Genomic DNA, 11,087 nt, shown 5'->3' with positions numbered 1-11,087 from the left:
TCGGTCTTGCGGGAGAACGTGGACTTCCCGATGCCGCCGACCCCGTGGGCGACCAGGACGTTGTGCCGCGAGCTGGCCAAGTCCTCGACGTCGAACGACGGGGCGGCGATGCGCTGCAGGTGATCGGTGAGCGCGGCGACGACGGCCTGCCACTGGGCCTGGCGGTTGGTGAACGCCTCCTCGGCCTCCACCGACCGGTCGTTCGCCCCGAACAGCATCCGCAGATCGCGTGCCACAACACCCCCAAGAAAGATCACCACGGTAGCAACCCCGGTGCCCGGCCCGCATCGTCTCGGCCAGGGACAATGACGGCCCATCACCGATACCCGAAGGATGTCCCCTTGTCTGAAGCCGTGAGCCCCGAAGCCGTCGAGCAGCTCATCCAGGAGCGGCGTGCCGGCTCTCCGGATGCCGAACGACTCCAAGTCCTGCGGGACGGGCTGGCAGCGTGCGCCGCCGACCAGCACGCCCTGCAGGATGCCGACGAGACCGAGGTCGCCGAGATCGCTGCCCGCTACACGGCCCGCATGAAGGAACTCAAGGGCCAGTAACCGTTGGGCGCCTGACCGTGGCGGACGGGCAGCGCCATCACCGGGACCGTGTCGGCGAGAGCGCGCGGCTGCAGGTGAACCGGCATCAGTGGCCAGGCCAGCGCGGCGATCTCGACGAGATCCCGCCGGTACTGCGGCAGTTCGCCCTGCACCCGTCGCAGCGTGGCCAGGAACTGCGCGGCCTCGGCCGTGGTGTACCGGCGCTGCTGCTCGACCTCGACCGCGTCTCCGCCCCGGGGCGGAGACGTCCAGGCGCCACCCGGGGTGCGGGCGTTGCGGTAGACCGCCGTCAGGTCCCTGCGGATGACCGAGACGGAGTCGACGACGTCCGGCACCCGCTCGGCCGCGCGGACCACGTCGGCCAGCACCTGGAAAGACGCCTGGTGGGCGGCTGTCGAGGTGAAGCGGGCGGTGCCGCCGATGCGGGCCACCTCGGCGCACCGCGTGGCGATGCCCAGACGGCTGTCCGCTGCCCGGCCTCCCAGCACGATCAACTCGACGCGGTAGCCCGCCGCATGATGGCGGCGGGCGCCGTCGAGGAAGTGGTCGACGTCGTCCGGGGCGATCTCGATCAGCAGGTCACCGCGTCGCTCGCGTACGTACGCCTCGGCCTGCTCCTGCCAGGCCCGGTAGTCCGGGCGGATCCGGGCGGATGCCGTACGGGGCTCCTCCTCACGGAGCTGGCGGTAGTCGGGGTGCATGGCCTTGAACATGCCGCCCTCGATCCTGATCGGGCGTCGGCCGCGCAGTACCCGGCGCAGCGTGCGCGCCGCGTAGGTCTTCCCCGCCCCCTGCGGGCCCACCATGTACAGCACCACAGGCTGGGCGTGCGCCGTGATGTCGCTCAGGTGCATCGGCACGATCAGCTCCTGGAAGATGAACCGGTGCTCGTCGGCGGACAGCCGGTGGTAGTCGACCCCGGGCGGCACCGTGAGCGGCTGGGCGATGCGCCGTACCGGCTCGGCCAGCGCTGCGGCCCGCTCCAGACCACCGGCCACCACGAGCCGCCGTTCCGGCGTGTTCGCCGCCGGGTGCAACTGCTGGTGCAGGCCGTTCGCCTGACGGCGGAAGCGCCACGTCTCCGGCGCCGTCCACGGCCGGCTACGGGCCGCGTGCAGGGCACGGTGCGCGCCCGCCGGGGACGGTTCGGCCAGCGCGTTGTCGTAGAGCACTTGCAGGTCGCGCTGCACCACCATCACGCGGTCGGCCAGCTGCTCCGTCTCGATGACCTCCAGTGACTCCGGCAGGCGGCGCGCGACCTGGTCGTGGTTGCCCCAAGACACGTACCGTCCGGCGCCGTTCTCGGCGACCTGGGCGAGATAGCGCTCCAAGATGCTCAGCTGCGTCACGGCCTGCGCCTCGGCCAACACCACCACCTCGACGCGGTATCCCGCCTCCCGGTAGGCGCGGGCCTGCTCCGGGTCGACGGCAGGGGTTTCGACCAGCGCGTCGAACCGGTGGCCGCGCACGTACTCCTCGACCTCCGCCTGCCACCGCAGCACGTCCGGCCGTACCCGCACCCCGGCGGTGCGGTCGTCGCTGTGCAGGAGGCTCCGGTAGGCGGGGTGGTCGGTCTTGTAAAGGTCGCGGCCGATCAGTACCGCACCGCCCCGCCGGTCCAGCACCGCCTTGAGCACCTGGCAGACGGTGGACTTCCCGCTGCCGGGCGGTCCGCCGATCAGCACTGCGACGGGCTGATCCTGCGGGACGGCGTCACCGGTCCAAGCAGGCAGGATCCGCGACGCCAGGATCTCCTCGTGCTCAGACACGGGCAGCACGGCCGGGCGGACATCCGCGTCGGCGTTTTCCTGCTGACCGGCCATCGCGCGCTCCTTCGGGTGGTCCGTTTCGGTCCTCTCAGTCTAATTCAATTCATTCCATTTGTCAATGAAATGGAATGAATTGAATTAGGGAGGTGAAGATCGTCAGTCGTACGGACGGGGACCGCCGTGCTCGCCACGACGGCCGTGGGCGGTGGGTCCCCGCGGCGCCCTCAGTCGACCGACGACACGCTCCTCGCCACGACGAGACCCGCGCCGACGCGGAGCGACCGCGACGGCCCCGGCGTGACGCGCGGCAGCAGCTGCTCCCTCTCGGCCACGGCCGGCGGTGCGGTCGCCTCCGCGTCTGCATCCGCGACGGCGGGGGTACGGTCTGGGCCACGGCGAGCCGGTGCAGCCGCCGACCGGTCCGCCACCGCCCCCTCCCTCCGCCGCTGGCCCGTCTTTCCCAGCCCGAATCACCTGTAGACGCGCACGCAGCAGGCCACGGAGGATTACGGAGCTCCGGCGCCCCACAGACCAGCCGACGGCAGCGCTCGACGGCCAGCTCGTCGGCGCTCGGCGCGGTAACAGTCCGCTCGGATCGGCGGCACTGTTACCGGTTCTGACCTGCGGAAGGTGAAGAAATCCGACCTCAAATGAGGGCCTGAAACCGGAAGTCGGCCGCGCAACCCTTGCGCGCCTGTCCGCTGGCGGCTGCCCTTCCCCTCGACTCCCCCTCGGGGCCACGCTGGGAGGGTGGCCAGGAAGCCCGTCCGCCGTTGCGGCACGTGCCGTGCGCCGTTGCCTCGGGACGCGGGGCCGAACCGGCGGTACTGCAACTCGGCCTGTCGCTCGAAGCACTGGCGCCGAGTCCAACGGCGTGAGGTGGTCTTGGAGCGGGCGGTGGATCGCTCGCTCGCCATCATGCGCGGCGGTGAGCTGTACGCGCTCGGGCTGTGCCCGGTGTGCGGGTGGTCGGTGTCGATCCGGAAGCGAACGGATGCCGTGTACTGCAGCAAGCGGTGCCGCACCCGGGCCTGGCGGATGCGGCGGCGGCTCATCGAGCGGGGGCGTGACGCTTCCGAACGGTCGTCGCGGTAGGCGTCACATCGAGGCGCCTACCCGTCACGATGGATCATGTTCCGGGTCGTCGGCTGCGTATGGCGGATGCGCCATAGGAGCGGGCCTACAGCACGCCGTGCAGGGCGTTCTCGGCGAACCCGTCGTCGTCCTCGCGATAGCGGCGCATCACCTTGGAGCCCTTGGCCCATCCGCCCTGCTTCTCCGCCACGGCGTCCGGGTTGCCCGCGCGGGAGGACTCGGTGACGAGCCCCCGGCGCGGGCTGTGCCCGGTCGGTCGGATGTCGAGCTTGGCGCGGTCGGCGAGCCGGGTGATGACGTCGCCCACGGCCTCGGCGTCGAGGCCGGCCTCCATGACGGTGTGGTGGCGGGAGTGCAGACGGCGGTAGGCGAACCCGTCCGGGTCGAGGTCGAGGCCGGCCTCGTCGTGCCAGCGTCGCCAGGCCCGGACGGGGCAGAGGTGGGCGCGGGAGCCGTACGGGACCTGGACCACTCGGGGGTAGTTCTTGCTGATCCGCACGTCCACGATCAGGCCCCGGCCCTCGGGGTCCTCGGTGACGCTTCGGGTGCGGAGCCATCCGACCTCGTGCTCGCGTCCGGCGATGGCGAAGTGCATGGTCATCATCGACAGGTCGCGGACGCCGGACAGGTTGTCCGGCAGCGTGCGAGCGATCCTCTCCATGTGCCGTACGAGCAGGGCCGGGGCCTGGCCGCGGCCGCGCTCCTCGCCTGCCTTCTCCATGGCCTTGACCTTCGCCTTGAGCAGGGCGCGGGCCTCCTCGGCGATGTCGACGGCCAGCTGCAGCTTGTGCTGGCGGCGGCCGGTGACGACGACGCCGGCGAGACGGCGGTCGATGGTCGATGGCGCCATGAACAGCCCCGGCTTGTAGCCGGGCTGGATCCAGCACCACTCCGTGAACAGCACGAGCGTGCCGGACCGGACGGCCAGGGGCGGGAGGTTGGTCTCCTTGCAGAACGCTTCCCACGCGCGCCAGTCGCCGGCGTACCCGTTGCGGGTCTTCGCCGGACGGTTGTCCTCGACGTGCTGAGTCGCGTCGCGGTCGATGCCGTCGAGCCGCGCCTCGGTCTCCGGGTCGAACCGTCCGGGCGCCGGGACGTCGGCCTGACGGTCCGTGGTGCTCGTCGTGACCGACAGATCCTCGTTCGTCATGGTCTCCCCTGATTGCCCGTCATGAGGCTTTCTGGACTCCGGACAAGTGAGCTTATCCGGAGTCCATGCCGGTCCGCCGGACTTCCGGCGGCCCTGTTCGACGAGCGAGGTTTCAGTCCACGGTCCCCAGGAGCCCCCGCTAGGCGGTACCGGCAGAGGGCGGCGAGTCGGACTGCCGATATCGCGCGGTGTCATCACGGATCACCTGTGCTTCGGACGGCATGATGAGCAGGATGGGGGCCTTGGGAGCCATAGCCATGTTCCCTCGCACGATGACGGTGTCCCGGAAGACCGTCTCCAGCATCGCGGCGGCCGCAGGCTGCACCGCAGCCTGCCCAGAGATCACACCGCGCAGGAACCAACGCGGTCCGTCCGCGCCGACGAAACGCACGACCTGACGGCCTTCCCTGCCGTCCGGGAGCCGCACAGGCACCTGAGCCCTCAGCTCCCAGCCGAGCGGGCCCTCGATCTCGTCGACGACGCCGCCCTGGGCGCGCACGTGAGTTGCGATCTCGGAGCGCACTTCCTTCCAGAGGCCTTCGGACTTCGGCGCCGCGAAGGCTTGCATCTGAATAGCGCTGTCCCGTAGTACAACGGTGGCGGCGACGATGTCCTCGCCTGCTACTTCGACTCGCAACTCCATGTCGTCGACCAGCGGCACAAAGAGCCCGCCCAGGTCGATTCTGCCGCTGTCGAGATCCTTGACATCGCTCACGTCCCACGGGCCGGCCCGTGATGCTTCGGGCGGGATCGTTTCGGCCTCGTGCAAGGGCGCCACCGGTCTTGGTGCAGGCCTCCCCATGAACTGTGCGTCGTACTGCTGCAACAGCGGCTTGGGGTCGATATGGACCGCGCGCGCGAGTGTACGGATGTGGCCGCGTGCATAGACGTGACCCCCACAGGGGGTGAAGTCGTCCTGCTCGACCGCGTGGACAATGGCCAAGCGCACCCGGGTGGCCCTGCGGACGTCCTCGACGGTTAGTCCGGCGCTAATGCGCGCCTCGCGAAGGGTGCGGCCGATGGACAGTTCCGGAGGCGGCGCGTCGACAAGGGTCCACCGTCGTTTGACGCGGATGCGCTCGATGTTGTTGGGCAGAACCGTCATGGTGTCGATCAACGCATGCTCCAGCACGCCGGCGTTCAGGCCGACCGCGCCGTCAAGATTCGTGCCGGAGAGGCGGGTGCCACGCAGCTGTGCCGCGTGAAGATCGGCGCCACGCAAGTCGGCCTGTTCCAGATCGGCCAGGTTCAACACGGTGCCTCGAAGTACTGCTCCGGCCAGTGGTGCCGAGTAAAGGTTGCCGCCGGTCAGGTCGGCGCCGGCCAGGTCGACCGTCGCGTTTACGTGGGCGGGATGCTCTCGGATCGCCTGAAGTGCTGCTTGATGGGCAGGAGTGGGGTCGAGGGCCTGGAGGCCGGCCCGGGTCCGGCGTAGGTACGCGCACAGAATGCTGACGATCTGCGGCGCCGTGTGCGGCAGTTCCTTCATCCTGGCGGTCAGGTCCTGCACCGCGTGCAACTGCTCCTGGGCGTCATGGTCGCGTAGCCGGCGGGCCTGGGCTGCCACCAGCAGCTCCAAGGGCGGGGTGACTGGTGTTGCGTCGTTGGCAACGCCCTGGTCAGCAGCGTCGGCGGCGGGAGGCACTTCTTTCACAAGGCCATCGCCGTCCAGGCCAGAAGAAGACGCGGCACCGCTGGGGGCTGTCAAGTTCCTCAGCACTTCGGCGAGGGTCTGTTCCAGGGACTCGCGGCGCTCCCGTTCGGCGCGAAGCTGCTGTTCCTGATCGTCGATGAGCTGTTGCCGTTCGTCCTCGGCGTGTATCTGTGCGGTGCGGAGCCGCTCGCGGAGGTGGTCGCACGTCTGCCGGGCCTCATCCCGGTCACGTTCTGCCTGGCGCAGGGCGTCGACGAGCTCGGTGATCTGCTCGGTGAGCGTGCTCCGGGCCATCTCATAGGCGGCTTGTTCGTCTGTCAGGCGTTGCTGCAGCTGGCTGTGTTCGGCGGCGTCGCGTGCGGCGGCCTGCTCCAAGGCACGGCGTTCCCGGTCGATCTGGTCGCGTTGCGTCAGGGTTTCACGCAGGTCCTGATTCAGACGGTGGGTGAGGCGCTCGGCCGCCTGATGCTCCCAGTACGAGACCTTGAGCTTCTCCTCCAACTCGAAGACCTGGTACTCGTGTGGCCGCGTGGTGCGGATGCATTCGAAGTACAGGCGCCTGGTGCTCGCCTGGGCTTCTTCGGTCATGGGGTGTCGCGTTTGGCTCTCCAGCGCGGCGAACACCTTGCCGAGGAAGTCTGCTGGCGGACGCCGCTCACCGGAGAGGAAGCGTGAGAGCGTGCCTCGGCTGTAGCCGACGGCGTCGGCGAAGGACTGCAGCGACGTCCAGCCGCTGTGCTGGTACAGCTCCCGCAGGCGCACAACGAAGGAGAGGTCGGGCTCGGCCACGTTCTCCTTGACCGGCCCCAGCTCCGGCTGCACGTGCCCTTCGCCGCTCATGATTCCCCCTGTGGCGTTGCGCGAAGGGCAATGGTCCCACTGGACATTGCCTCTAGTGGTGCGGCTTCCGGCAACGGGTCAGGCCATTCGAAGCTGAGGGTGTCGCTTGAGGGGCTAACACCCCTGCGGCCCAAGGTTCGACCGTCCATCCACGCGTGGCTCCGTCACGCCCAACGCAGGGAAAAGTCATGTCTGCAACCACGCCTACCGATGCCGCCTCACAGCCGCAGGAGCCGACACTGCCCACCCGCATGGTGTGGCCGCTGCTGATCCTCGTCCTGGCGCTCGTGGTCCTCCTCATCGGTGCCGGCCTCGCCTACGTAACGTGGCGTCACCCGTCCCTGGGAACCCCGCTGGGGGTAGCGGTTGGTGGTGTCACCCTCTTCGTGACAACCGCCTTCGCCCTAGCCCGCCGGTAACGGCGGACCGCCGCTGCGCGCCTCATGGTCTTGCCATGGGGCGCTCTCGGCTCGATCTGAAGGGGTTCGGTGCCAGACCGCACGCCCCTCGTCGTCGCGCCGGTCGGCTACGGCCCAGCGATGAGCCACACAATGAGCGCCGAGTCGAGTGTCTGCGAGTAGCGATAGACCACGGAGATACCGCGGCCACCGGTCTGCTCGGGCAGTAGCTCGATGACGTAGCTCTCCGACTGGGGGTCGGCGTCCGGGAGGCCGCGTGCGTGCGCGGGGCCGGGGTCGTCTTCGAGCGTGCGGCGGACGGATTCGACGGCGACCTGCTCGGATCGGGTCAGCTCCGCGCGGATCTTCTCGGCGGCGTCGCTGTAGAACGCATGACTCACAGGGCGCTGGCCTCTTCGAGCTTGCGGCGGAGCTCGGCCTCGACGTCGGCGGTCGGGCGGGCGAGTGCTGCCATGCCCAGCGGGTCGTATCGGAGCAGGACGCGGTGCCGGTACGCCTGGGTGATCTCGCGGACCTTGGTGAGGTCGTCGAGGTCGGCCGCATCGAGCTCTGCCTCAAACTTCTGCCGGTCGCCGGGGAACCCCCAGGTGCTCAGTGCCTCGCGCAGCTCGGCGAGCGTGCCCATGGGCGGGTTGAAGCCTGGCGGGTCGGCCTGGTGGTCGGGCTGTGCGGTCACGGTGTCCTCCTCGTCGCTTGTATCGACGCTACTCGTCTACGGCCCGGACGCGGTACGGCCCGGGGAAATCCGCAGGCCCTGGTACCCGGGACCGAGGCCGCGGCGGTTCCGGGGCCGGTTGATCGGGGTCGGCTTGACGGGCTGCTCCTGGTCCTCGTCGGCGAGGTCGACGGCTGTGGTGTGCTCGCCGGGCGGGAGGCCGAGACGCTCGCGGAGCTGGGCCAGGGTCTGGCCCAGGATGAACGCCGCGGCGGTGGCGTCCGGGTGCGCAAGCGCCAGGGCGAGCGCGGTGGTCTCCATCGCCTCGATGGCGTCCTCAACGGCGCTCACGCTCCAACTCGCCGACGTGCTGACGGCGTCGTGCAACTCGCACGCGGCATCGGCCAGGACCTCGGCCCGCTCGGCGACACCCGGCGCGGCGGCTGAGGGCAGCTGGTGCTGGTGCATGTCCTCTTCAACGACGGTGGGGCCGGATGGCTTCTCCCTATATAGAGGGGGACGCTCCCGGCGGCGGACTGCATCGGCTGGGAGCCACGCCGCCGGGCGCCCGTCCAGTGTCCTACGCGAGCGAGCAGCGCCGGGTGGCCGGCGGTCCGGCGGCGGACCGGGTCTACAGCTGCGGGACCGGTCCGAAGCGGGTGGATTCGGTGCTCTCCGGCTCCGGACCCTTGTTGTCCACTGCCCCCTCAGACATCCGCCAGCCGTTGTCGGTCCAGCGCAGCGTCACGCTGACCGTGGACCAAGTACTTTTGGCCGGCCGCTCTGTGGCCACGTTCTTGCCCGTGAGGGAGAACAGGCTGCGGCACCAGACGTCCACGCTCGCCTCCGTGTGTCCGTAGGCCACCACGGCCGTGCCCGCGGGCATCATCCGGCTCACGAATGTCGCTCCGGCCGGTGCCTTGCCCTCGGTGTCCAGGCCGATCTTCGCGTTGAGGTCCGTGGTGTAGTTCGTGTCGTACGCCCTCTGCAGCTCATCGCGCTGGTCGGGGTCGACGATGGCCTGCAGCAGCGCATGCCGCCGCTGGGTGTTGTACATGCCTTCGCTGCCGATGGCCGTAGCCATCTGCGCGGCTGCGTACTCGGCGCCCTTCCTGCTGTGCGGTACCTCGGGAGCGAGCGGGTTGGCGGCTGCTCCGGGCGTCTCCTCGCTGCCCGTCCAGCCTCGGTTGGCCAGCGCGATGACTGCCACGAGGGAGACGACGACGCCCACTCCTGCGATGAGTCCGCGATGCCGTCGGCTGCGGGCGGGTGGGGCGGCCTTCGCCCCTTCGGCCTGCCGCTGACTGCTGGTCGTCATCTGCCGCTCCCTGTTCTCCTGTGATCGATGCTGCGCATGACGTTATCTGGGACGCGAGAGTCCTGGGCGCCCTGGTGCCGCTGCCAGGGATAGCGTGGGACGCTCATGTCCTCTGACTTATCTGGGGGTTGATGTGTCCGCGCGCGCTCGTACCGTGGCTCGCCTGTCCGTACTCGCTGCCATCGTCGGCGCCGCGCTCATGGGCTCCGCCTCGACTTCGTACGCTGGTCCCTGCGACCTGCTCAACGGCAAGGCACAGGACCTGTGTGAGTCAGAGCAGGCCGCCGGCGGAAGTACAGGTGGCGGGGCCCCGGTCGTCGACAACTCGACGTTGGATCCGATGTCCTCGCTCGCCAAGAGCTTCGCCGAGGCGGCGGCCTGGGTCGTCGACCAGCTGAGCAATGCCGTCACCGCGACGGCGGACGTCGACTTCACGAACGGCTCGTTCCTCAAGACGTACGCGCTGACCTTCGCGGCATCGACGGTCCTGGTCGTGGTCATCTGGCTGTGGGCGGTGGTCAAGCGGGCGGTGCGGGGAGCGCCGCTCACCACGGCGATCGGTGAGGCGATCGGCCTGCTGTGGCTGGCCGTGCTGGCCTCCGCGTTCACGCCCCTGGTCCTGTACACCGTGGTGAGTGCGGTGGACAGCATCACGGACGCGCTCGCCGGCGGGTCCCAGCATGCGAAATTCTTCGACGCGTTCAGCACCGCCCTGAAAGAAAACAAAGACGGCGGCCCACTGATCCAGATCGTCCTGTCCGGCGTCTCCATCGTGGCGGCGGGCGTGGTCTGGTTCGAGCTGGTCGTGCGCGCCGCACTCCTGTACGTAGGTGCGGTGCTGGGCACGGTCGTTTACTCAGGGCTGGTCGACAAGGAGCTGTGGGGCAGGGTCCGCAAGTGGGTGGCGATCATGACCGCCATCATTTTGATCAAGCCGATCATCGTGATCGTGCTGCAACTGGCGAGCGCTCTCACGGACGCCGGCGCTCAGGACAGCGTGGGCGCCATCGTCTCCGGTCTGGCGATCATCGTCATCTCGATTGTGGCGTCTGCCCTGATCTTCCGGTTCATCCCGGGGATGGGCGACGAGATCGTCGCCGCTCGACGCGACTCCTACGACCCGGCGAGCCGTCAGTCCGCAGCCATCGTGACACGGCCCGTCCAGGGCGTCACAGCGGGCATCAACGCACACGCGAGCAGGGACGCATCGTCGCGGCCGGCGGCAAGCCAGTCCGCACCGATCTCGTCCTCGTCGTCGGTTGCCAGCGGCGGGATGGCCGCGCACTCATCCCGTCCGACCTCGTCCGGCAATGGTGGTTCCCGCCCGTCGCGCCCGGACGTGCCGAGCCAGGACAACCGCTGATCAACAGGCAGCACTGCGAGAGCCCGGTCCGCGTAACGCGGCCGGGCTCTCGGTGGTTTTCGGGTCCTTCACGACCGTCTGCTGACTGTCTCGCTTCGGCCGGGGTTCTCGCGCAGTCAGCTCCTCAGGGGCCGGGCTGCGGGTTGTTCATACCGATCAGGACCCCGATCACGATGATGGCGAGAACAAGGTAGAACTTGCCTTTCAGGCCCACGCGCCTGCACCCCCTCCGCACCCCCTCCTCCGCAGGTGGGATGCCGTAGCTGTCCGCTG

Annotated in this window: 12 protein-coding genes and 1 pseudogene; 4 read left to right on the top strand and 9 right to left on the bottom strand. The window is 69.4% G+C overall.

Features of this window, described 5'->3' with window-relative positions; all coding sequences use genetic code 11:
• A partial coding sequence (locus STRTUCAR8_RS06795) for a hypothetical protein (protein WP_199791668.1) occupies positions 1-236 on the bottom strand: 236 nt, incomplete at its 3' end.
• Positions 237-341: 105 nt separating this feature from the next.
• On the opposite strand from STRTUCAR8_RS06795, the gene STRTUCAR8_RS06790 reads away from it, so the two are divergent.
• The gene (locus STRTUCAR8_RS06790; RefSeq protein ID WP_158697387.1) at positions 342-551 is read left to right on the top strand and encodes a hypothetical protein; all 210 of its coding nucleotides are present in this window, start codon (positions 342-344) and stop codon (positions 549-551) included.
• Here the strand turns inward: STRTUCAR8_RS06790 and STRTUCAR8_RS06785 are convergent.
• Complete coding sequence (locus STRTUCAR8_RS06785; RefSeq protein WP_006374769.1) at positions 515-2,374, bottom strand: zeta toxin family protein; 1,860 nt, start codon at positions 2,372-2,374, stop codon at positions 515-517. The two genes, STRTUCAR8_RS06790 and STRTUCAR8_RS06785, sit on opposite strands and share 37 nt — an antisense overlap.
• A gap of 843 nt (positions 2,375-3,217) precedes the next feature.
• Between STRTUCAR8_RS06785 and STRTUCAR8_RS06780 the strand changes: the two genes are divergently transcribed.
• A complete protein-coding gene (locus tag STRTUCAR8_RS06780; RefSeq protein ID WP_158697386.1) occupies positions 3,218-3,415 on the top strand; it encodes a hypothetical protein in 198 nt (65 codons plus the stop codon).
• 85 nt (positions 3,416-3,500) lie between these two features.
• On the opposite strand, the gene STRTUCAR8_RS06775 is transcribed toward STRTUCAR8_RS06780, so the two are convergent.
• From STRTUCAR8_RS06775 to STRTUCAR8_RS49405, 3 genes and pseudogenes are all read right to left on the bottom strand, one after another.
• Complete coding sequence (locus STRTUCAR8_RS06775; protein WP_006374766.1) at positions 3,501-4,565, bottom strand: site-specific integrase; 1,065 nt, start codon at positions 4,563-4,565, stop codon at positions 3,501-3,503.
• A gap of 139 nt (positions 4,566-4,704) precedes the next feature.
• Positions 4,705-5,670 carry a DUF3710 domain-containing protein gene (locus tag STRTUCAR8_RS55585; protein WP_407705523.1) on the bottom strand — a complete coding sequence of 322 codons (966 nt, stop codon included), beginning with the start codon at positions 5,668-5,670 and terminating at the stop codon, positions 4,705-4,707.
• Positions 5,671-5,727: 57 nt separating this feature from the next.
• Positions 5,728-7,059: pseudogene (locus STRTUCAR8_RS49405) on the bottom strand (pentapeptide repeat-containing protein); the annotation flags it as partial.
• Between the two features lie 188 nt (positions 7,060-7,247).
• Here STRTUCAR8_RS49405 and STRTUCAR8_RS52360 point away from each other — a divergent pair.
• On the top strand, positions 7,248-7,478 hold the full coding sequence (locus tag STRTUCAR8_RS52360; RefSeq protein ID WP_006374771.1) for a hypothetical protein: 231 nt from the start codon (positions 7,248-7,250) through the stop codon (positions 7,476-7,478).
• Positions 7,479-7,585: 107 nt separating this feature from the next.
• Here the strand turns inward: STRTUCAR8_RS52360 and STRTUCAR8_RS06760 are convergent, their stop codons facing one another.
• The 4 genes from STRTUCAR8_RS06760 to STRTUCAR8_RS06745 form a co-directional block, all read right to left on the bottom strand.
• Entirely contained in the window at positions 7,586-7,858 is a 273-nt protein-coding gene (locus STRTUCAR8_RS06760) for a hypothetical protein (protein ID WP_006374774.1), read from the bottom strand.
• Entirely contained in the window at positions 7,855-8,154 is a 300-nt protein-coding gene (locus STRTUCAR8_RS06755) for a hypothetical protein (RefSeq protein WP_006374770.1), read from the bottom strand. Before STRTUCAR8_RS06755 ends, STRTUCAR8_RS06760 begins: the two co-directional genes overlap by 4 nt.
• Positions 8,155-8,190: 36 nt before the next feature.
• Positions 8,191-8,601, bottom strand: coding sequence for a hypothetical protein (locus STRTUCAR8_RS06750; RefSeq protein WP_006374768.1), 411 nt, complete (start codon positions 8,599-8,601; stop codon positions 8,191-8,193).
• 163 nt (positions 8,602-8,764) lie between these two features.
• Positions 8,765-9,451: a DUF8175 domain-containg protein gene (locus STRTUCAR8_RS06745; protein WP_006374773.1), complete on the bottom strand. Its 687-nt coding sequence runs from the start codon at positions 9,449-9,451 to the stop codon at positions 8,765-8,767.
• 154 nt (positions 9,452-9,605) lie between these two features.
• Between STRTUCAR8_RS06745 and STRTUCAR8_RS06740 the strand changes: the two genes are divergently transcribed.
• A complete protein-coding gene (locus STRTUCAR8_RS06740; RefSeq protein WP_234372769.1) occupies positions 9,606-10,814 on the top strand; it encodes a hypothetical protein in 1,209 nt (402 codons plus the stop codon).
• Positions 10,815-11,087: the final 273 nt, after the last annotated feature.

Origin of the sequence: Streptomyces turgidiscabies Car8 (assembly GCF_000331005.1) — a bacterium.
Classification (GTDB): Bacteria; Actinomycetota; Actinomycetes; order Streptomycetales; family Streptomycetaceae; genus Streptomyces; species Streptomyces turgidiscabies.
The sequence above is the reverse complement of the archived record's forward strand: the minus strand, read 5'-3'. Positions and strand labels throughout refer to the sequence as shown.